The sequence below is a fragment of the Mesorhizobium sp. M1D.F.Ca.ET.043.01.1.1 genome (assembly GCF_003952385.1).
In the GTDB taxonomy this organism is placed as follows: domain Bacteria; phylum Pseudomonadota; class Alphaproteobacteria; order Rhizobiales; family Rhizobiaceae; genus Mesorhizobium.
In genome coordinates, this window is sequence record NZ_CP034444.1 from 4,905,179 (window position 1) to 4,926,093 (window position 20,915).

Sequence of the window (20,915 nt, forward strand, 5' to 3'; positions counted from 1 at the left end):
AAAACAGAACCTGCCCCTAATGTAGGGCATTTGTCCGGATGTACCATGGTTCAAGGGACTGATCTCGCGGCATCGACGCCTGCCGCCGGTCGCTCGTTTCCCCTTCAATCCACCTCGCGCAAACGGTAGCCGACACCGGTCTCGGTGATGATGTAGCGCGGCTGGTCCGGCGTCTTCTCGATCTTCTGCCGCAACTGGCGGACATAGACCCTGAGATACTGCACATCGGTGGAGTCGTTCCAGATCTGCTTCATCAGGAACTGATGGGTCAGCACCTTGCCGGCATACTGCACGAGCATGCGCAGTATGTCGTATTCTTTCGGCGACAGTTTCACTTCCTTGCCCTCGACCTTGACGATGCGTTTGACGAGGTCGACGCGGAGATCGCCGGTCTGGAACACCGGCTTTTCGCCCTGCTGCTGGAATTTGTGGCGCAGCGCCACGCGGATGCGGGCGACGAGCTCGTTCATGCCGAAGGGTTTCGTCACGTAGTCGTCCGCGCCGAGCTCGAGCGCCTGGACGATGCCGGCCTCGTCGGTGCGGCTCGACAGGATGACGACCGGAATATCGAGGCCGTCGCCGCGCCATTTGCCGAGCAGCTCGAGGCCGGTCATGCCGGGCAGGCCAAGGTCGAGGAGGATCAGGTCAGGCCGTTGCGCCTCGATCAGCTCGATCGCCGCCTTGGCATTCGGCGCTTCGGATACCGCATAGCCCTGGCTGCCGAGGCCGACGCGAAGCAGCTTGCGGATCGGCGGCTCGTCGTCGACGACAAGGATGCCGACGTTCTGACTGGTCATGCCGTACGGTCCATTCTGGCGTCGCTCACGTCGGGCAAATCCGCCGGCACCGGCATGCGGATGGTGAAGATCGCGCCTGGACGGTCGGTCCGGTTCGCCGCCGAGATGGTGCCGCCCATGGCCTCGACGAAGCCGCGGCTGATCGACAGGCCGAGACCCGTGCCGGCGCGGACCTGGTCGCGCTTGCGCACCCGGTAGAAGGTGTCGAAGATCCGCTCGAGGTCGTTGGGCGGGATGCCCGGTCCCTCGTCCATGACCTGCAGGATGACGGACCCGTTGTCGACCCAGCCCTGCAGGCGGATGGTCGAGCCGGGCGGCGCATATTTCGCGGCATTGTCGAGGAGGTTGAACAGCGCCTGCTCGAACAGGACAGGGTCGAGGCGCAGCATCGGCAGGTCCGGCGGAATGTCGGTGTCGATCCGGTGCTCGCCGGTGATCTTGCTGGCCCGATCGAGCGCCGAGCCGACGATGTCGTCGACATAGTGGAAGGCGAAGTTCGGCTCCATGGCGCCCGACTCGATCTTGGTCATGTCGAGCAGGTTGGCGATGAAGCGGTTCAGCCGCTCCGATTCATCGACGACGGTCGAGAGAAGTTCCGCGCGGTCCTTCTCGGGAAGGGCGGGCGCGTATTCCCGCAGTGTGCCGGCGGCGCCCATGATGGCGGCAAGCGGCGTCTTCAGGTCATGCGAGATCGAGGTGAGCAGCGCCGTGCGCAGCCGGTCCGCCTCCGCCGCCAGCCTGGCGCGATCGACATCGGCGACGAGCTGGATGCGCTCGATGGCGACTGCCGCCTGGTCGGCGAGCGCGTCGAGAAGGCGCTGCTGCTCGGGCGTCAGCAGCGGTCCCTGCTTGTCGTTGTCGAGGCCGACGACGCCGACCGCCGTGCGCCCCGTACGCAGGGGCAGGTAGAGGCGCTTCGCGCCGGGCAGCGTGTCGGCGCCGCGGCCGGCCGGGCGGTCGTGCTCCCAGGCCCAGCGGGCGGCCGCGATATCGGCTTCGGCGAGCGTGTCGTCCGGCGGATAGCCGGCCTTGACGGTGATTGAGCCGTCTTCCGGCAAAAGCAGCACCACGCGCACTTTCAGCATCGAGGCGATCTGGAAGGCGGTGGCCCACAGCACGTCGTCGAGCGTGCCAGCGCCGGCGAGCTTCTTCGAGAAGGAATAGATGTCCTCGGTGGCGCGTGCGCGCGAACGGGCGGCGACGGCCTGGCGCTGGACGCGGGCGGTCAGGTTGCTGGCGATGACGGCGACGACGAGGAAGACCGCGAAGGCGACGATGCTCTCCGGGTCCCTGATCGTCAGCGTGTAGCGCGGCTCGAGGAAGAAGTAGTTGAAGCCGAGCGCGCTGAGGAAGCAGGCATAGAGCGCCGGCCAGAGCCCGCAGGTCACCGCCGACGTCAGCACCGACAACAGCAGGACAATCGCCAGATTGCGCACGTCGAGGAACTGATCGAGAATCGAGCTGACGGCCAGCGCGCCCGCGACATAGGCCGTGGCGAGCAGATAGGGCCAGACCTGGAAAGGCTTCTTCTCGGTGGCCGCCTTCACCCTTTGCGAGGGCGTCAATGTCTCGCGCTCGGTTCCCGAAATGACGTGGACGCTGATGTCGCCGGCATTGCGGATTAGATCATAGGTGAGCGAGCCCTCGATCAGTTCCCGCCAGCGCGAGCGAGTCGGCCTGCCGACGACGATATGGGTGAAGTTGTTGGCCGTGGCGTGGCGCACGATGTCCTGAGCGACGTTCTGGCCGGGGATGGTAGCCACCTCGGCGCCCAGCTGCTCGGCAAGCCGCAGGTTCGTCGCCAGCCGGTCCTTGTCCTCTTCCGACATGCCGGCCAGCCGGGGGGTGTCGACATGCAGCGCCGTCCATGGCGCGCGCAGCCGGTCGGCGAGCCGGCGCGCGTAGCGGATGCGGGCGGCGCCGCCGGGGCGGGAGTCGACGCAGACGAGCACCCGTTCGCCGGCGGCCCACGGCCCGGGAATGGCGTGGGACTGCATGTGGTTGAGCAACTGCTCGTCGACACGCTGAGCGGTGCGCCTCAGCGCCAGCTCGCGCAGCGCCGTCAAATTGCCCGGCGAGAAATAGTTCTCGATGGCGCGCTGGGCGGTTTGAGGGAAGTAGACCTTGCCTTCATGCAGCCGCTGGATCAGGTCGTTGGGGGTGAGGTCGATGACCTCGATATCGTCGGCCTCGTCGATGATGGAATCGGGAACGGTCTCGCGCACCCGGACGCGGGTGATCTGCGCCACGACATCGTTCAGGCTTTCGACATGCTGGATGTTGAGCGTGGTATAGACGTCGATGCCGTGCGTCAGGATTTCCTGCACATCGAGGTAGCGCTTGGGGTGTCTGCTGCCGGGCGCGTTGGTGTGCGCGAGCTCGTCGACCAGGACCAGCGCCGGGCGCCGCTTCTGGATGGCGTCGATATCCATCTCGTCGAGGGTGCGCCCCCGGTACTCGACCTCGCGCCGCGGGATCACCTCATAGCCATCGACCAGCGCCTGGGTTTCTTTGCGGCCGTGCGTCTCGACGACGCCGATCACCACGTCGATGCCGTCGGCGCGCCGGGCGCGGCCCGCCATCAGCATCTCATAGGTCTTGCCGACGCCGGGCGCAGCACCCAGGAAGATGCGCAGACGGCCGCGGCCTTCCCGCTCGGCATGCTCGAGCAGCGCGTCGGGAGATGGTCTATTCTCGGAGTTGGTCCTGTCGTCCGGCATTAAGTCCAATCATGAATTGTGCCGGGGATCGTGTCGATCCCCGGCACGGGTGCTGACTACTTCAGGTCGTCCAGCGCGAGGTTCAGCGCCAGCACGTTGACCACCGGCTCACCCATGAAGCCCAGTTCGCGCGGCTCGACATGGCTGTCGACAAGCGACCTCACCTTCGCTTCATCGATGCCCCGGGCCTTGGCGACACGCGGCACCTGGAAATAGGCATCCTCGGGGCTGATGTCAGGGTCGAGGCCGCTGCCCGAGGCGGTGACGAGGCCCATCGGCACCGGCGCGGCCAGGTTCTCCGCCTTCAGCTTCTCGGCATCGCCCTTGATGCGCTCGATCAGCTTCGGATTGGTCGGTCCGAGATTCGAGCCACTGGAGGCAGCAGCATTATAGCCGTCGCCGGCGGCCGATGGCCTGCCATGAAAGTAACGATCGCTGGCGAAGGCCTGGCCGATCAGGCTCGAGCCGATGACCTTGCCGTCCTTCTCGATCAGGCTGCCATTGGCCTGGTCGGGGAACAGCGCCTGGGCGATGCCGGTCATGCCGATCGGATAGATCAGGCCGGTGAGAACCGTGAAGAAGACGATCATGACAAAAGCGGGTCTGAGTTGCTTGAACATCGGAACAGATCCTTATGCGAGGCCAAGGGCCGTGACGATCAGGTCGATCGCCTTGATGCCGACGAACGGCACGACGATGCCGCCGAGGCCGTAGACGAGCAGGTTGCGGGTGAGCAGCGCGCTGGCGCCGGTGGCGCGGTATTTCACGCCCTTCAGCGACAACGGGATCAGCGCGATGATGATCAGCGCGTTGAAGATGATGGCCGACAGGATGGCGCTCTGCGGCGTCGCCAGATGCATGACGTTGAGCGCCTGCAGCGGGCCGGTGGACTGGCCGGGCGCAACGTAGAAGACCGCGAACATCGCCGGGATGATGGCGAAGTACTTGGCCACGTCGTTGGCGATCGAGAAGGTGGTCAACGACCCGCGGGTCATCAGAAGCGCCTTGCCGATCTCGACGATCTCGATCAGCTTGGTCGGGTCGCTGTCGAGGTCGACCATGTTGCCGGCCTCGCGCGCGGCGACGGTTCCGGTGTTCATGGCGACGCCGACATCGGCCTGGGCAAGCGCCGGCGCGTCGTTGGTGCCGTCGCCGCACATCGCGACCAGCTTGCCCTTGGCCTGCTCCTCGCGGATCAGCGACAGCTTGTTCTCCGGCGTCGCCTGGGCGAGGAAGTCGTCGACGCCGGCCTCGGCGGCGATGGCCGCCGCCGTCAGCGGATTGTCGCCGGTGATCATCACCGTGCGGATGCCCATCTTGCGCAGCTCCGCGAAGCGCTCGCTGATGCCGCCTTTGACGATGTCCTTGAGGTGCACGACGCCGAGCAGTCGCCCGTCGCGCTCGACCGCCAGCGGCGTGCCGCCGGCCTTGGCGATCTCGTCGGCGATGGCCTGCAAGTCGCGGATCGTGTCGCTGGTCGGACGCGCGCCATGGACCGCGGCCGTCGCCCGGTTGAGATGGGCGAGCACCGCGTCGACCGCGCCCTTGCGTACCGACGAGCCGTCGACGTCGACACCGCTCATGCGGGTCTGCGCGGTGAAGGGCACGAAAGCCGCATGCAATGATGCCATATCGCGGGCACGGAAGCCGTATTTCTCCTTGGCCAGCACGACGATCGAGCGGCCTTCCGGCGTCTCGTCGGCCAGCGAGGCGAGCTGGGCGGCATCGGCGAGCTCCCGCTCGGTGACGCCCTTGACCGGGCGGAACTCGGTCGCCTGGCGGTTGCCGAGCGTGATGGTGCCGGTCTTGTCGAGGAGGAGCGTGTCGACGTCGCCGGCGGCCTCGACGGCGCGGCCGGACATTGCCAGCACGTTGAAGCGCACCAGGCGGTCCATGCCGGCGATACCGATGGCCGAAAGCAGCGCGCCGATCGTGGTCGGGATCAGCGTCACGAACAGCGCGACGAGGATAATCACCGGAATGTAGCCGCCCGAATAGGAGGCGAAGCTCGGGATGGTCGCGGTGGCCAGCACGAAGATCAGCGTCATGCCGACCAAGAGGATGTTGAGCGCGATCTCGTTCGGCGTCTTCTGGCGCTCGGCACCCTCGACCAGCGAGATCATGCGGTCAAGGAAGGTGTGGCCAGAGGCGGCGCTGATACGCACGCGGATCCAGTCGGACAGCACCTGCGTGCCGCCGGTAACAGCCGAGCGGTCGCCGCCGGATTCGCGGATGACCGGGGCGGATTCGCCGGTGATCGCGGCCTCGTTGACGGAGGCCACGCCTTCGATCACCTCGCCGTCGGAGGGGATGATGTCGCCGGTTTCGACCAGCACGACGTCGCCGACCTTCAGGCTGGTGCCGGGCACGAGCTTGAACTTCGAGCGATCCTCGCCGTTGACGAGCAGCTTGGCCTGGGTCTCGGTGCGCGCCTTGCGCAGCGAGTCGGCCTGCGCCTTGCCGCGGCCTTCGGCAACCGCCTCGGCGAAGTTGGCGAACAGCACGGTGAACCAGAGCCAGACGATGATCTGCAGGGTGAAGCCGAGATCGCCGCTGCCGGCCACCAGGTCGCGGACGAACAGCACGGTGGTGAGCAGCGAGACGACCGCGACGACGAACATCACCGGATTGCGGATCAGCGTGCGCGGATCGAGCTTGCGGAAGGCGCCGCCTATGGCGGGCACCAGGATGCGGGCATCCAGAATGCTCGCGGATTTGGACTGGCTCATTTTTGGGCTCCAGTATCGGTTATGTTGGACGGCGCCGGGCGTTCGGTCTTCCGAAAGAGGTGCGGAAGACCGGAAGCCAGCAGCCACAGCACGAACAGCACGGCCGCCATGCCGAGAAAGGTTGAAAGCGTCGGGAAAGGACGAGGCTTCTCGTCCCTTCCGTTGTCGGGCGCTCCGTCACCGGTCTGGTGACCGTCGTGCCGACGTACTTGGTTGAATCCGGGCATGGTCATCTCAGAAGGTCTGTCCATGGATCATCGCCAGATGCTCGACGATCGGGCCGACGGCGAGCGACGGGAAGAAGGTGAGGCCGCCGACGATGATGATGACGCCGACCAGCAGGCCGACGAACAGCATGCCGTCGGTCGGGAAGGTGCCGGCCGAAGCGGGCACGGTCTTCTTCGCCGCCAGCGAGCCGGCAATGGCGAGAGCCGGGATGATGACCAGGAAGCGGCCCATCAGCATGCCGATGGCACCCGTGAGGTTGAACCAGGGCGTGTTGCCGGTGAGCCCGGCGAAGGCCGAGCCGTTGTTCGCGGCGGCCGAGGTATAGGCATAGAGCACCTCGGAGAAGCCGTGCGGGCCGCCATTGGCGATCGAGGCGACGGCGCTCGGAAGGACAACGGCGATCGCGGTGAAGATCAGCATCGCCAGCGGCAGACACAGGATGGCGAGCATCGCCATCTTGACCTCCCTGGCCTCGATCTTCTTGCCGAGATATTCCGGCGTGCGGCCGACCATGAGACCGGCGACGAAAACGGCGATGACGACGAACATCAGGATGCCGTAGAAACCGGCGCCGACGCCGCCGACGATGACTTCGCCGAGCTGCATGTTGACGATCGGGATCATGCCGCCAAGCGCGGTGAAACTGTCATGCATGGCGTTGACGGCGCCACAGGAAGCGGCCGTGGTGATGACCGCGAACAGCGCCGACAGGGCGATGCCGAAGCGCGTCTCCTTGCCTTCCATGTTGCCGCCGTCGATGCCGAGCGCATGGACCAGCGGGTTGCCGGCGGCTTCGGCCCAGTAGCAGACGACGACGCCGGCGAGGAACAGCACGCCCATCGAGGCGAGGATCGCCCAGCCCTGGCGCTGGTTGCCGACCATGCGGCCGAAGACGTTGGTGAGGCCGGCGCCGAGGGCGAAGATCGACAGCATCTGGATGAGGTTGGAGATCGCATCCGGGTTCTCGAACGGATGCGCGGCATTGGCGTTGAAGAAGCCGCCGCCATTGGTGCCGAGCATCTTGATGGCGACCTGCGAGGCGACCGGCCCAAGCGCGATGGTCTGCTTGGCGCCTTCCAGCGTGGTCGCATCGACGTACGGGCCGAGGGTCTGCGGCATGCCCAGCCAGACATAGACGAGCGTCAGCACGACGCAGAGCGGCAAGAGGACGTAGAGCGTGCTGCGGGTGAGATCGACCCAGAAATTGCCGATCGATCTGCCGGAAGCGCGGGCAAAGCCGCGGATCAAGGCGATCGCGATGGCAATGCCGGTGGCGGCCGAGACGAAGTTCTGGACGGTGAGGCCGGCCATCTGCACGAGGTAGGACATCGTGCTTTCGCCGCCGTAGTTCTGCCAGTTGGTGTTGGTGATGAAGCTCGCCGCGGTGTTGAAGGCAAGCTGCGGATCGACCGCGGTCATTCCCGCGGGATTGTAGGGCAGCACGCCCTGCAGCCGCTGCAGCGCGTAGAGAACCAGCAGGCCGGCGAGGTTGAAGACCAGCATGCCGGTTGCGTAGACGGCCCAGTGCTGTTCTTCCTTCTCGCCCGTTCCGGCGAGACGGTAGAGACCGCGCTCGATCGGAACCAGCACCGGCGACAGCAAAGTCCGGTCGCCGTTGAAGACCCGGAACATGTAGCCGCCGAGCGGCTTCACGAGCAAAAGCAGGATCCCGCAATAGACGAGGATCTGTATCCAGCCATTGAGTGTCATGATGAGCTCCGCGTGCCGGTCAGAAGCGCTCTGGGCGGATGAGCGCGTAGGTGAGATAGGCAAGCAGGAACAAGGTCGCCGCGCCGCCGAGTATGTAGTCTAGAAGCATGATCCGGCCCTTCCGCTCAGATTCTGTCGCAGGCTTTGACGTAGGCTAAGGACAGGGCGAAGAACAAAATCCCGATCCCGAGAACTATGAGGTCCATGGTTGCATTCCTTGCTTTCGCTCGTGCTTTCCCGCCTGGCGCAGGCAGGATCAAAACTGCATGCGATCACACGTCATCTTGGTGACGACGGCGGTCAAAACTTCTTTTCGGAACGGAATATGGACCCGGCCGCCATAAAGGTTCGAGACGGGGCGGGGAGAAAAGATATAGGAATTTTATAGGCGTTTTGGCGGTGTTCTTGGGTTGGCGTAGCCGACGATCCTCATCGACAATGCTTCCACGCCGGCTGTTCCAGCATTCGAGCGAAGCAAAGCCGCCTCGAGGTCATGACGGTCAACGAGCTGCAGCAGCGCAGTCCGCAAATCAATCTGTGGCTATCTTACTTGCTATGCTACTTTCCTGGACGGCGGCTGGGGCGGGTCGCAAACGATGGCGTGCAAGCACGTGACTTGGACGCACGAAGGCGAAGCCGGCCAGCGGGCGGCAGGGAAGGACTGGCCGATGACCGAAGCCGACAGTCATGCGGCTATGACCTGCGTAATCCAGGGGAACGAAGAAGAATGCTCGATATCGCACCATCGCAACAGGCGGCAACCTGGCTCGGCACCTTCGGCCGTGCGCTCGAGGCCGGCGACATCGAGGCGGCGACCAACCTTTTCATCGAGGATTGCTACTGGCGCGATTTGCTTGCCTTCACCTGGAACATAAAAACCATGGAAGGGCCGGCGGCGATCCGCGAGATGCTGGGGGCGACGCTGTCTATGGCGCAGCCCTTGCATTGGCGCCTGTCCGGTGAAGCAAGCGTCGATGACGGCGTCATCGAGGCCTGGTTCACTTTCGAGACGGTGGTGGCGCGAGGCGAGGGCATCCTGCGGCTCAGGGACGGCCGCTGCCGCACGCTGTTCACGGCGATGAGCGAGCTCAAGGGCTTCGAGGAGCAGAAGGGACCGGCCCGTCCGCTCGGCATCCGCCACAAGGCCGATCCCGAGCGTGAGACCTGGGCGGAGAAGAGGGCGCGCGAGGCGCGCGAGCTTGGCGTGCACGAGCAGCCCTATTGCCTGGTGATCGGCGGCGGCCAGGGCGGCATCATGCTCGGCGCCCGGCTGCGACAGCTCGGCGTTCCGACGCTGATCGTCGAGAAGAATGCGCGCGCGGGCGATTCCTGGCGCAACCGCTACCGTTCGCTCGTGCTGCACGATCCGGTCTGGTACGACCATCTGCCCTACATTCCGTTCCCGGAGAACTGGCCGGTCTTCACGCCCAAGGACAAGATGGGCGACTGGCTTGAAATGTATGCCCGCGTCATGGAGCTGAACTACTGGGTCGCCACCAAATGCGTCAGCGCCGCCTATGACGAGGCCGAAAAGGTCTGGACGGTGGTGGTCGACCGCGTCGGCCAGCGCATCACGCTGAAACCGAAGCATATCGTCTTCGCCACCGGCGCCTACGGGCCGCCGCGTCAGATCGATCTCCCCGGCGCGGACAGCTTCACGGGCGAGCTCCTCCATTCCAGCCAGTATTCCACCGGCGAGAAGTTCCGCGGCAAGCGCGTCGCGGTGATCGGCGCGGCAAGTTCGGGCCATGATGTCAGCGTCGATCTCTGGGAGGCAGGCGCCAAGATCACCATAGTGCAGCGCTCGCCGACGACGGTGGTGAAGTCCGACACGCTGATGGAAGTCGGCTTCGAGATTTTTTCGGAGAAGGCGCTGGCGCGCGGCATCACCACCGACAAGGCCGACATGATCGTCGCCTCGACGCCGTTCGCGCTGGTGCCGAAAGGTCAGCGCGCACTCTACGATATCATCCGTGAGCGCGACGCGGAGTTCTACGAGCGCCTCAGCGCCAGCGGCTTCGCCATCGACTTCGGCGAGGACGAGACCGGGCTTTTGATGAAGGCCTATCGCACCGGTTCAGGTTTCTACATCGATGTCGGCGCCTGCGAGCTGATCCTGAACGGCGAGATCGCGGTGAAGAGCGGCGTCGGCATCAAGTCGCTGACGCCGAGCGGCATCCTGTTCGAGGACGGCAGCGAACTTGCCGTCGACGCGATCATCTCCTGCACCGGCTACCAGTCGATGAACGAGACGGTGGCGGGGATCGTCTCGCGCGAGGTTGCCGACAAGGTCGGCCCGTGCTGGGGCCTTGGCTCCGGCGTCAAGGGCGACCCCGGCCCGTGGCAGGGCGAGTTGCGCAACATGTGGAAGCCGACGGCGCAGGCGGCGCTGTGGTTCCACGGCGGCAACCTGGCGCTGTCGCGCTTCTATTCGAAGTTCGTGGCGATGCAGCTCAAGGCGCGCATGGAAGGGATTGCGACGCCGGTTTACGGCGAGCCGAGCAATTCGCGAACCTAGCGTTCGTCATTCTAGGGCGGAGCAAGGAGCGAAGCGACGCGCGAAGGCCCTAGAATCCATGCCATGACATTTGTGGCGTACGCAAGCGGACCAGAACGGGCTTCTTTCACGGGATCGGCGCAAGCCTCATTCTGCACCGCCGCATTCTTCGGCGATAGTCACGGCATGGATTCTAGGGTCTGCGCTCCGCTTCGCGTCGCTCCGCCCTAGAATGACGACGAGGGGCCAAAATGCCTGGCCGCAACCTCGACATGCGTATGATGCGCGTGCGCTTCGAAGCGCTCGGTCTCGTTGCGGTCGGGCGCTTCGTTCGGCCACCATTTGCCGCCGATGACGATGCCGTTGGAGACCAGCCGTTGGTCCGCGACCAGCGAGGCGCCGACCGCGTCGACGAAGGTGAAGCGACCCGGCTGCAATTTGAGCACCGCGACATCGCCGATGCCGCCAACCTTCAGCGTGCCGAGCTCCGGCCTCGCGATTGCCTCCGCCGGGCGCTGCGTCGCGGCGCGCAGCACCTCGACCAGCGGCATGCCGAGCGCCATGAGCTTAGACATGCAGACGAGGATGTCGAAGGCCGGGCCGTCGACGCAGTAAAGATGCACGTCGCTCGAGATGACGTCGGGCGCCAGGCCTTCGGCGAGCATCGCCTTCGCAACCTCGAAGTCGAAGGAGCCCATGCCGTGGCCGATGTCGAAGATGACGCCGCGCTCGCGGGCGAGGCGCATGTCCGGCCGTACCGCGCCCGAAGCGAAGACCGGCGCGTTGGGAAACGGTCGGAAGCAGTGGGTGAGGATATCGCCGCGGCGCAGCCTGGGCAGCACTTCCGAGCGGCCGGGCGGCGGCTCGTCGATATGTGCCATCAGCGGCAGGCCGACCTTGTCGGCGGCCTCGAGCGCGAGGTCGACCGGCGCGATGCCGCTGGTGCCGCCGGCATGCCTGCCGGAACGCACCTTGACGCCGACGACGACGTCGGCGTGCTCGCGCACCGCCGCCACCGTCTCGCGCGGCTCGCAGAGCCTGAGATCGGAACATTCGCCGACGGAAACGGTCTCGGCGAAGCCGAAGATGCCGGCGAAGGAGATGTTGACGTAGGCGAGGATGCGGACCTTCGAACGCTCGATGACATGGCGGCGAAAGCCCAGGAAATTGCCGGCTCCGGCGCTGCCGGCGTCGATGAAGGTGGTGGTGCCGCTCTTGGCGGCGAGCCCGTCGGCGTCGACGCCGAGCGAGGTGCCGCCCCAATAGACATGGCTGTGCAGGTCGACGAGCCCCGGCGTGACGATGCAGTCCCTGGCGTCGACGACCTCACCGGCGGCCTCGGCATCGATCGCCGCGTCGATGGCGGCGACGCGGCCATCGGCGATGGCGACGTCGCGTGATGCGTCGAGGCCTGACGCCGGATCAATCACACGACCGCCCTTGATCAGCAGATCGAACTGCATCGGCGCTTCCTCGCTATCGTTCCGTGATCAGGCCGGCCGGTAAGCTACAGCTTCGACCTCGATCTTGATGTCGATCATTAGGCGCGACTCGACGGTGGTGCGCGCCGGCGGGTCGTTCGGGAAATGCCTGGCATAGACCGTGTTGAAGGCGCCGAAATCGCGGGCGTCCTCAAGCCAGACGGTGGTCTTGACCACATCGTCCATGGTGCAGCCGGCAAGCGCCAGCGCGGCCTTGACGTTCTGCAGCACCTGCTCGGCCTGCTCTGTGATCCCACCCTTGACCACGAGGCCGTCGCTTCCCACCGGCACCTGGCCGGAGACATAGACGAAATCGCCGGCGCGCACGGCTGGCGAGAGCGGGACATGCGACTTTCCAAAGCATTGCTTGGACAAATGAGCCTCCTGTTGTCGACCGGGTGGGCCGCTCTTATAGCCGTCTACGCTTATCGGCGTGCCCCCCATAGAGCAATGTCGGAAAGCAACATTTTTTCGAAAAATCCATGTTGCTTTATTACAAAAGCCTGAGCATCCTGCGCCCTCCAAGCCGGCCAATCACGCATGAGAGAGGGGTGATCCGATGACCTTCGACAAGAATCCGTTTCCGGAAGGCGATGCCGACCGCCATGCGCTGTGGGAAATGCTGGTGCGGCGCGACATCGATGCCTTCCTCGGCCAGGACTGGTCGATGGTCGAGGACGATTTCATTGCCGAAAGCTTCTTCGGCATGCATGCGCATTTCCTTGCCAATGCCGACGCTTGGCGGCTGCAGTTCCCCAGGCTGGAAATCTACCGCGACGAATGGCTGCGGCAGGCCAAGGAAACGGCCGCGACGAGATTCGCCGAGCCGCTGCGCGAAGCGCTGTTCCGCCTCACCAACATGCGCGACATCGACGTCGACGGCGACCGGGCGGTGCTGCACAAGAAGTTCGACGGTTCGGTCGCCAGGGCCGACGGCAGCGTCGACCGCCTCAAATGGCAGACGCTCTACTTCTGCCGCAAGGTCGGCGGCCGCTGGAAGATCGCCGGCTTCGTCGGCTATATGCCGCATCCGCTGGGAGGCTAAAGCATGTCTCCCGAAAGTGGGAACCGGTTTCGGGATAAAGACATGCGTAAAATCAAAAAGCATGTCTCCCGAAAGTGGGAACCGGTTTCGGGATAAAGACATGCGTAGAATCAAAACCCAAGGTGCATGGAGCGGATCTGAAAAGATCGCAACGCGCTTCAGGGGCCGTTCTTCGGGGTCTCCTAGGACAGGCGCGCCAGCCGCTCATCGGGCGAGCGATGATCGAAGACGATGCCCATGGTCTTACCAACGGCGGCCATGACGATCAGTTCGACCAGGTGGTCGTCGCTGTCCTCGCAGGCGGGGTCCGACTGGCGGATGACGTCGAGCATCGCGCGGGTCGAGATGGTGTCGCCGGCGCGAAATTTCGAAAGGGCAAACGAAACAAGATCTTGCACCGTCGGATCCATGACGGGCACTTCCGAAGCGACGTTCATCGGCCTCCTCCTGCCATGAACCTTCCCTGACAGGATGATACGCCAATGGCGGGATTGCGCCAGCGAAATGGTGGTAGGACCAGAGCGGCTGGCGACAGCCTGCCGCCATTCGCCCGTTAGATGTGGAACACTGCGCCGACGGCCATGGCCCGTGCTCGACGCATCACGTTCCGGTTGCTAAGCCCCTTGCGCGCAGGGAGACTATTCGAGTCGAGAGATGACGGTTGCAATCGAGATGGGGCAGACGACGGCGGGCGCGCCGGCGGCCCTCGACCTTGAGGAACTGCTGGCAACCCGCCTGCTGGTGCAGGGCAATTCGGGCTCCGGCAAGTCGCACTTGCTGCGCCGTCTGCTGGAGCAGAGCGCGCCCTGGGTGCAGCAGACCATCGTCGACCCCGAAGGCGACTTCGTCTCGCTCGGCGAGCGCTACGGCCATCTGGTGATCGATGCCGAGGAGCATACCGAGCGCGGCCTGCAGGCGGCCGGCGAGCGGGCGCGCATTCATCGCGTCTCGACGGTGCTCAACCTCGAAGGGCTCGATGCCGAGAACCAGATGCGGCGCGCCGCCGCCTTCCTCGGCGGCCTGTTCGAAGTCGCGCGCGACCATTGGTACCCGATGCTGGTGGTGGTCGACGAAGCCCAGCTCTTCGCGCCGGCCGCCGCCGGCGAGGTTTCCGACGAGGCGCGCAAGCTTTCGCTCGGCGCCATGACCAATCTGATGTGCCGCGGCCGCAAGCGCGGGCTTGCCGGCATCATCGCCACGCAGCGGCTGGCAAAGCTCGCCAAGAACGTCGCGGCGGAAGCCTCCAACTTCCTGATGGGCCGGACCTTCCTCGACATCGACATGGCGCGCGCGGCCGACCTGCTCGGCATGGAGCGCCGGCAGGCGGAGGCGTTTCGCGACCTGGAACGCGGCCATTTCATGGCGCTCGGGCCCGCATTGTCGCGCCGCCCGCTGAGCCTGCGGATCGGCTCGACGGAGACGAGCCCGCGCAACGGCACGCCGCGGCTGATGCCGCTGCCGGAAGCAACGCTCGAGGATGCGCGCTCGGTCATCCTGGCGGCGCCGCCGCCGGAGACGGTACGGCCGCAGCGCCGGCCCTCGCCGGACCTGCTCGACCAGCTGATGGCGGCCAAGGCCGCGCCGCTGGACATCCGTCCGGAACCGGCCGAGCCGCAACCGAGCGCCGAAGACCTCGCCGAGCGGCGCGAGCGGATGGACCGAATCCTGCGCGCCATCCTGGCCGAGCCCGACGCCGGTTTCCGCGTCATCGGCGTGCTTTACCAGGAGTTCGTGGTTCGCTGCCGCATCGAGGGCCTCGCGTCGGTCGTGCCCGACCTTTCGGAGTTCCGCCGCATGCTGACGCGCGCCCGCGCCGGCGTCGGCTCCGACATGGCCGAGGACGATGCCTGGCGGGACGTTTCGGTGCGGGCGTCGCTGCTGCCCGAGGATATGCAGGGCGTGTTCATGATGATCGCCCGCGCGGCAAAGGAAGGCTGGCCCTGCCCGAGCGACGCGGCGATCGCGCGGGCCTATGGATCTCACTCCTTGCGCCGTGCCCGGCGGCTGCTCGATTACATCGAGGAACAGGGCCTCATCGTCTGCCAGATCGACGGCGCCGGCCGGCGCACGGTGACGCTGGTCGAGCTCGCCTGGGCGACGGCGCCGGGCGATCCGAATGCCGAAGGGCAGGACAGCTCGGCGGCGTGACAGCCGGGCCGATGCACGAATCCGGCGGATCGTCGCCATCGGGGGCAGCGCCAGGGATCAGTCGCCGGCCCGTGCCGCGAGACGCTGGATGTCGTCGACCATGACGCGACGGTTGTTCTCGACGCGGATCACATTCTCGCCGCGCAGGCGGGTGATCTGCCGGCTCACCGTCTCCACGGTGAGCCCCAGGAAATCCGCGATTTCCGCGCGCGTCAGCGGCAGGTCGAAAGACGCGCCGCGGCGCTCGGGACCTGCGGCGGGATCGATGTTGCGCGCGATCATCAGAAGGAAGCTGGCGATCTTCTCGGCGGCGGTCTTGCGGCCGAGCGCCACCATCCAGTCGCGCGACTGGTCGAGCTCGCGCAGCTTTTGTTCGAGCAGGCGATGCTCGAGGTCCGGCTGCTCCTTCATCATGCGCTCCAGCGTCTGGCGCGGGAACGAGCACAGCTCGACGTCGGTCGCGGCCTCGGCGGTCAGCGTGCTCTCGGTCTGGAAGGGTCTGCCGAGGAAGTCGGGGGCGAACTGGAGGCCGACGATCTGCTGGCGGCCATCGGAAAGCGTCTTGGTCAGCTTCACGACACCCGAAAGCACGTTGGAGAAGCGATCAACGCTTCCGACATCGCTGACCAGTTCCCTGCCGGCTTCGGCCTTGTGCCGTTTCGTCGACTTGGAAAGCGTCACCAATTGATCGGGGCTGAGCGCGCCGCATATGCCGCGATGCCGCGCTTCGCATGAAACGCAGAGGACCGGGATGCCTTTCGTATGAATGTCTTCGCGCACGGTGGAACACCTATAGTGTTCCCGCTGCCCGCCAGCAACGCATGGCAGGGGGCGATGGCGTCGCAGCCGGCACCCGCCTCCTGATTTCCTACCGGTCCTCGATGATCCTCAGATAGGCCGCGGTCACGAACAGGACGATGAAGCCGAAGAGGATGCGGCGGCCGCCTTCGGGCATGTGCAGGATGGTGAGCAGCGTCGTCAGCACGGTCAGGATCAGCGCGCCGACGATGGTGCCCATATAGCCGCCGCGGCCGCCGAAGATCGAGGTGCCGCCGATGACGGCGGCCGCCACCGAAGGCAGCACGAGGGGCTCGGCGAGCGAGAGCGACGGCGCCTTGATCAGGCCGATATAGAGCAGGCCGGTGATGCCGGCGAGCAGGCTGGAGATGACGTAGAGCGCGGTGATCACCTGCCAGTAGCGGACACCGGAAAGCCTCGCCGCGCGCTCGTTGTCGCCGACGGCATAGAGCAGGCGGCCGAAGCCGGTGCGATTGAGCGTGAAGACGACCAGCGCCGCCACCGGCACGAACAGGAAGAGCGCGTTGGGGAAGCCATAGGTGAGGCCGGTGCCCAGCCAGTTGAGGAAGTCCGGAATCCTGGCGCCGGAGGCGATCACGGTGCGCTGGTAGACCTGCAGGAAGCCGGTGCCGATCAGGCTGGTGCCAAGCGTCATGATCAGCGGATGGACGCGGAAGACGCCGACGCCGATGCCGTTGACGAGGCCGATCAGCACCGCCGGCAGCATGGCGAGGACAAACGCCACCGCCGGATCCTGGTTGACGATCTGGGTGGCCATGATGAAGGCGCTCATCGTCGCCACCGTGCCGACGGAAAGGTCGATGCCGCCGGTCAGCATGGTCATGGTCTGGCAGCCGGCGAGGATCGCCAGCGGAATGGCGAACTTCGCCGTGTTGGCGATCCAGCGCTCGTTGACGATGCCGGGGCGCAGGAGCTGCAGGAACACGACAAGGATGACGAGCAGTATGACCAGCGGAATGAGCGGGCGGTCCGCCATGAAGCGCTTCAGTCGGCGGCCGAACGATACCGGTTGGGGCATGGTCGCGCTTGAGCTCATGGCGTTGCTCCTGCCGGGCGGCCGCGGATGGTGATGAAGGCGCCGAACATCACCACGGCCACCATGATGGCGCCCTCGATGATGGCGGTGACATTGGGGTCAATGGCTAAAAGCGTGAGGTCGGTGCGCACCAGCCTGAGCACGAAGACGGCGATGATCGGCCCGAGCAGCCCGCCCTTGCCGCCGCCGAGCGCGACGCCGCCCAGCACCACCGCGGCGACGCTGGCGAGCAGATAAGGGCCTGGAATCGGCGCGCCGATGCCGGTGCTGATGGTGAGCGACAGCCCGCCAAGCGCTGCGAACAGGCCGGAGAGCGCATAGGCGACGATCCTGGTGCGCGCCACCGGCACGCCGCTGCGGAAGGCGGCGAGTTCGTCGCTGCCGATGGCGTAGATGGAAAGGCCGAGGCGCGAGCGCCTGAGCGGGATCCAGATGACGAAAAGGCAGACGAGCAGCAGCACCAGCGCCTTCGGCACCCAGGCATCAATATTGTCAGGCACGTTCGGTATCGGCATGGTGCCGACGACGGTTGCCTTCAGCCAGTCGGCGGCGGCGCCGCCGGGCGCGTCGAGCACCAGCAGCGCCGCCCCCTGCAGCACGAACAGCGTGGCCAAGGTGACGACGATATCCGGCACGCGGGTGACGACGATGAGCAAGCCGTTCAGCGCGCCGAGCACCAGCCCCATGGCCAGCACGAAGGGCACGACGAAGAAGGCATATTCCTCGCTGGCGCCGCTCATCATCGAGGCGGCGGTGACGCTGGTCAGCGCCATCATGGCGGCGACGGAGAGGTCGATGCCGCCGGCGATGACGACGACGGTCTGCGCGGCAACTGCAAAGGCGTAGGGCAGAACTGCCCGCGCCAGCGAGCCGAAGTCGCCGCTGCCGTAGCCCGGCTGGATCAGCCTGGTGATGACGAACAGGAAGATGAGCAAGGCGAGCAGGCCGGCGACCCAGCCCTGGCGGCGCAGGAAGCGCATCATGGCGCGGCCTCCGTATCGGAAGCGGGCCTGACATCGGCAAGGATGCCGACATCCTCCCTGGCGCCGCGCGGCAGGCCGTAGGCCGCCCGCATCAGCGCCGGCTCGTCGGCCAGCTCGACTGGGAAAGTGTCGACGACGCGACCGCCGAAGATGACGATGACGCGGTCGCAGACCCGCTGCACCTCCTCCAGCTCGGATGTGTAGAAGAGGACCGACTTGCCGAGGCCGGCAAGCTCGCGCAGTAATTTGTAGATCTCCTGCTTGGTGCCGACATCGATGCCGCGCGTCGGGTCGAAGCAGAGGATGGTGCGGGCATCCGCCGCGATCCAGCGGGCGATGGTCACCTTCTGCTGGTTGCCGCCGGAAAGCCGCTGTACCTCGCCCTGCGCACGGGTGTCGATCTGCAGCCGGCCGATGGCGCTGGAAACCACCATGCGTTCCCGCTGCACCCGGATCGGCCCCCATTTGCGGAGCGCCGCGCTGAAGGGCAGCGCGATGTTCTCGCGCACCGAGCGCTGCATGGCTAAAGCCTCGGTGCGGTCGCCCGGGACATAGGCGATGCCGGCTTGGATAGCGTCGCTCGGATGCGAAAACTTCATCGGCGCGCCGTCGACCTCGATCGTGCCGTCGGCCGGCCGGATCGAGCCGGCAAGCGCGGCGAAGAGCTCGTCCTGGCCCTGGCCCTCGAGCGCAACGACGCCCGCCACCTCACCATTGGCGAGATCGAAGGAGACGTCGTTGAGCTTGGTGCCGAGCCGAAGGTTGCGCACGACAAGCCGAGGATGGCTGTGCTGCAGGGATGACGCCTCGCTTGCCATCCTGGCGGCGGCGACGCTGGTCTTTTCGATGCGGGCGCCGAGCATCATCTCGACGATCTTTTCCTCGATGCCCGGCTCGATGTCGACGACGCCGACGGTGGCGCCGTCGCGCAGCACCGTGGCGCGGTCGCAGAGCGCGGAAATCTCGACGAAGCGGTGCGAGATGAAGATGACCGAGCGGCCGCTGTCGCCCTGGCGGCGCACGACTTCCAGCACCTTTTCGGCGAGGTTGGCGGGGAGCGCCGCCGTCATCTCGTCGAGCAGCAGCACGTCGGGTTCGACGGCGAGCGCGCGCGCCAGATCGAGCACGCGCAGCACGGCCAGCGGAATGTCACGCGCGGTCTCGCGAATATCGAGATTGGGGATGCCGAGCTCGCGCACCCAGCCGCGGAACGGCTCGACCGGCGTGCCGGTCAGCCGCAGGTTGGAAAGCACATCGAGGTCGGGGATCAGCGCCGGCTCCTGATAGACCGGCAGCAGCCCGGCACGGCGGGCGGCGGCGGGCGAGCGCACGTCGCGGACCTCGCCGCGGATCAGGATGCGGCCGGCGTCCGAGCGGATGGCGCCGGTCAGAATCTTCACCAGCGTCGACTTGCCGGCCCCGTTGGCGCCCATCAATGCGTGAACTTCGCCCGGCAGCACCGACAGCGACGCATTGCGCAGCGCGGCCACCGCGCCATAATTTTTCGCGACGCCGGTGGCGTCGAGGAGAGGGTTGACGGTCAAAACGTTCTCGGTCCAACGGCTCAAATTATGCGTGCCAAATCAAATGGCAAGGACGCCAGACCTTAGTCCGGCGCCCTCGCGCTTCCGTTTCAGATCAGGCGTTTATTCGCCCGGGCCCTTGCAGGCGACGATCTGGTCCTTGGTGTAAGTGGTCCAATCCGGGATCGAGATTGAGACCGGCCACTCGGGGCTGAGCGACGGATCGGCGGCGGCCTTCAGCTTGGCCTTGCCCTCGTCGGTGGCGTTCTCCCAGAGCTGCGGCTCGACCAGAACGGTCTGCTGCGCCGGCTTCTTGCCGTCCAGGATCTGCAGCGCCAGCGTGATGCCGGCGCCGCCTATCGAGCCGGGGTTGGTGACGGCCGCGCCGACCAGGTCCTTGACCGAGTTCAGCTGGCCGACAAAGCCGGCGTTGTCGGCGCCGACAACCGGCACCATCGGCGCCTGCTGCTCGACCAGCGCGTCGACGATGACGTTGTCGATGCCGGAGGTCCAGATGCCGTTGATCGGCGCTCCCGTGGCGAGGAAGGACAGGATCTGCTGCTTGCCTTGATCCTGCTGCCAGCCGGTGAACACCTCCTGCGCGACCTTGACATCCGGGAATTCGGCCAGCGCCTTCTTGAAGCCCTTGTCGCGGTCGCTGTCGGCCGAGGCGCCGGCGGCGCCGCGCATGTAAAGCACCTCGCCCTTGCCGCCCATCTGCTGGAACAGCCACTTGGCGCCGAGATAGGCATATTGCTCCTGGTTGTTGGAGATGATGTAGGCGGACGGCTCGGTCACCGCCTGGTCGACGGCGACGACGACGATGCCGGCCTTGGTGGCTTCCTCCAGGCCGGCCTTGATGCCCGCCGGGTCGGCCGGGTTGACGACGATGGCGTTGACCTTGGCGCTGATCAGGTTGCGGATGTCCTCGAGCTGACCGGCGGCGTCGGTATTGCGGTGGGCGATGTTGAGCTTCGCCACCTCGCCAGAGGCAAGCGCCTGCGCCTTCATGGCGCAGATCATCTCCTCGCGCCAGCCATTGCCCTGCACGGTGTTGGAAATGCCGATCGTGTATTTGCCTTCGGCGGACGAGACGCCCACCGAGGCAAGCAAGGCAGCACCTGCAAGTAGTGGAATCATGGGTAGCGGGCCCATGGTCAGGTATTTCTTCATATCAGTACTCCTCCACAGTGACTGTC

Annotated in this window: 18 protein-coding genes; 3 read left to right on the forward strand and 15 right to left on the reverse strand. The window is 65.9% G+C overall.

What is annotated here, in order from left to right; translation table 11 throughout:
• Positions 1-104: 104 nt before the first annotated feature.
• Genes EJ067_RS23825 through kdpF form a run of 7 tightly spaced genes read right to left on the reverse strand, consistent with a single transcriptional unit; the run spans position 105 to position 8,293 of the window.
• On the reverse strand, positions 105-797 hold the full coding sequence (locus tag EJ067_RS23825; RefSeq protein WP_126087651.1) for a response regulator transcription factor: 693 nt from the start codon (positions 795-797) through the stop codon (positions 105-107).
• Complete coding sequence (locus tag EJ067_RS23830) at positions 794-3,517, reverse strand: sensor histidine kinase KdpD (RefSeq protein WP_126087652.1); 2,724 nt, start codon at positions 3,515-3,517, stop codon at positions 794-796. Before EJ067_RS23830 ends, EJ067_RS23825 begins: the two co-directional genes overlap by 4 nt.
• Before the next feature lie 56 nt (positions 3,518-3,573).
• Entirely contained in the window at positions 3,574-4,137 is a 564-nt protein-coding gene (gene kdpC, locus EJ067_RS23835) for a potassium-transporting ATPase subunit KdpC (RefSeq protein ID WP_126087653.1), read from the reverse strand.
• 12 nt (positions 4,138-4,149) lie between these two features.
• Positions 4,150-6,246: a potassium-transporting ATPase subunit KdpB gene (gene kdpB / locus EJ067_RS23840; RefSeq protein WP_126087654.1), complete on the reverse strand. Its 2,097-nt coding sequence runs from the start codon at positions 6,244-6,246 to the stop codon at positions 4,150-4,152.
• Positions 6,243-6,497: a hypothetical protein gene (locus EJ067_RS23845; protein ID WP_245468029.1), complete on the reverse strand. Its 255-nt coding sequence runs from the start codon at positions 6,495-6,497 to the stop codon at positions 6,243-6,245. The genes kdpB and EJ067_RS23845 overlap by 4 nt, the downstream gene beginning before the upstream one ends.
• Positions 6,481-8,184, reverse strand: a complete 1,704-nt coding sequence (gene kdpA / locus EJ067_RS23850; RefSeq protein ID WP_126087655.1) for a potassium-transporting ATPase subunit KdpA — start codon at positions 8,182-8,184, stop codon at positions 6,481-6,483. Before kdpA ends, EJ067_RS23845 begins: the two co-directional genes overlap by 17 nt.
• 19 nt (positions 8,185-8,203) lie before the next feature.
• Positions 8,204-8,293 carry a K(+)-transporting ATPase subunit F gene (gene kdpF, locus EJ067_RS23855; protein ID WP_126087656.1) on the reverse strand — a complete coding sequence of 30 codons (90 nt, stop codon included), beginning with the start codon at positions 8,291-8,293 and terminating at the stop codon, positions 8,204-8,206.
• Between the two features lie 618 nt (positions 8,294-8,911).
• Between kdpF and EJ067_RS23860 the strand changes: the two genes are divergently transcribed.
• The gene (locus EJ067_RS23860) at positions 8,912-10,702 is read left to right on the forward strand and encodes an NAD(P)/FAD-dependent oxidoreductase (RefSeq protein WP_126087657.1); all 1,791 of its coding nucleotides are present in this window, start codon (positions 8,912-8,914) and stop codon (positions 10,700-10,702) included.
• Between the two features lie 206 nt (positions 10,703-10,908).
• Here the strand turns inward: EJ067_RS23860 and EJ067_RS23865 are convergent, their stop codons facing one another.
• Positions 10,909-12,144 carry an amidohydrolase/deacetylase family metallohydrolase gene (locus EJ067_RS23865; RefSeq protein WP_126087658.1) on the reverse strand — a complete coding sequence of 412 codons (1,236 nt, stop codon included), beginning with the start codon at positions 12,142-12,144 and terminating at the stop codon, positions 10,909-10,911.
• A 27-nt stretch (positions 12,145-12,171) separates the two neighbouring features.
• Positions 12,172-12,537 (reverse strand): RidA family protein, encoded by a 366-nt coding sequence (locus EJ067_RS23870; RefSeq protein WP_126087659.1) that lies wholly within the window; start codon positions 12,535-12,537, stop codon positions 12,172-12,174.
• Between the two features lie 184 nt (positions 12,538-12,721).
• On the opposite strand from EJ067_RS23870, the gene EJ067_RS23875 reads away from it, so the two are divergent.
• Positions 12,722-13,207, forward strand: a complete 486-nt coding sequence (locus EJ067_RS23875; RefSeq protein WP_126087660.1) for a hypothetical protein — start codon at positions 12,722-12,724, stop codon at positions 13,205-13,207.
• 182 nt (positions 13,208-13,389) lie between these two features.
• Here EJ067_RS23875 and EJ067_RS23880 read toward each other — a convergent pair whose 3' ends face one another.
• The gene (locus EJ067_RS23880; protein ID WP_126087661.1) at positions 13,390-13,644 is read right to left on the reverse strand and encodes a hypothetical protein; all 255 of its coding nucleotides are present in this window, start codon (positions 13,642-13,644) and stop codon (positions 13,390-13,392) included.
• Between the two features lie 217 nt (positions 13,645-13,861).
• Here EJ067_RS23880 and EJ067_RS23885 point away from each other — a divergent pair, with 217 nt between their 5' ends.
• On the forward strand, positions 13,862-15,355 hold the full coding sequence (locus EJ067_RS23885) for an ATP-binding protein (RefSeq protein ID WP_126087662.1): 1,494 nt from the start codon (positions 13,862-13,864) through the stop codon (positions 15,353-15,355).
• Positions 15,356-15,412: 57 nt separating this feature from the next.
• Here EJ067_RS23885 and EJ067_RS23890 read toward each other — a convergent pair whose 3' ends face one another.
• The 5 genes from EJ067_RS23890 to EJ067_RS23910 all read right to left on the reverse strand — a co-directional run bounded on the left by EJ067_RS23890 (position 15,413) and on the right by EJ067_RS23910 (position 20,889).
• Positions 15,413-16,135: a Crp/Fnr family transcriptional regulator gene (locus tag EJ067_RS23890; protein WP_292329669.1), complete on the reverse strand. Its 723-nt coding sequence runs from the start codon at positions 16,133-16,135 to the stop codon at positions 15,413-15,415.
• A gap of 88 nt (positions 16,136-16,223) precedes the next feature.
• On the reverse strand, positions 16,224-17,210 hold the full coding sequence (locus EJ067_RS23895; protein ID WP_126087664.1) for an ABC transporter permease: 987 nt from the start codon (positions 17,208-17,210) through the stop codon (positions 16,224-16,226).
• Complete coding sequence (locus tag EJ067_RS23900; protein ID WP_126087665.1) at positions 17,207-18,193, reverse strand: ABC transporter permease; 987 nt, start codon at positions 18,191-18,193, stop codon at positions 17,207-17,209. The genes EJ067_RS23895 and EJ067_RS23900 overlap by 4 nt, the downstream gene beginning before the upstream one ends.
• Positions 18,190-19,737: a sugar ABC transporter ATP-binding protein gene (locus EJ067_RS23905; protein WP_126087666.1), complete on the reverse strand. Its 1,548-nt coding sequence runs from the start codon at positions 19,735-19,737 to the stop codon at positions 18,190-18,192. Before EJ067_RS23905 ends, EJ067_RS23900 begins: the two co-directional genes overlap by 4 nt.
• Before the next feature lie 102 nt (positions 19,738-19,839).
• Positions 19,840-20,889, reverse strand: a complete 1,050-nt coding sequence (locus tag EJ067_RS23910; RefSeq protein ID WP_126087667.1) for an ABC transporter substrate-binding protein — start codon at positions 20,887-20,889, stop codon at positions 19,840-19,842.
• Positions 20,890-20,915 lie beyond the last annotated feature (26 nt).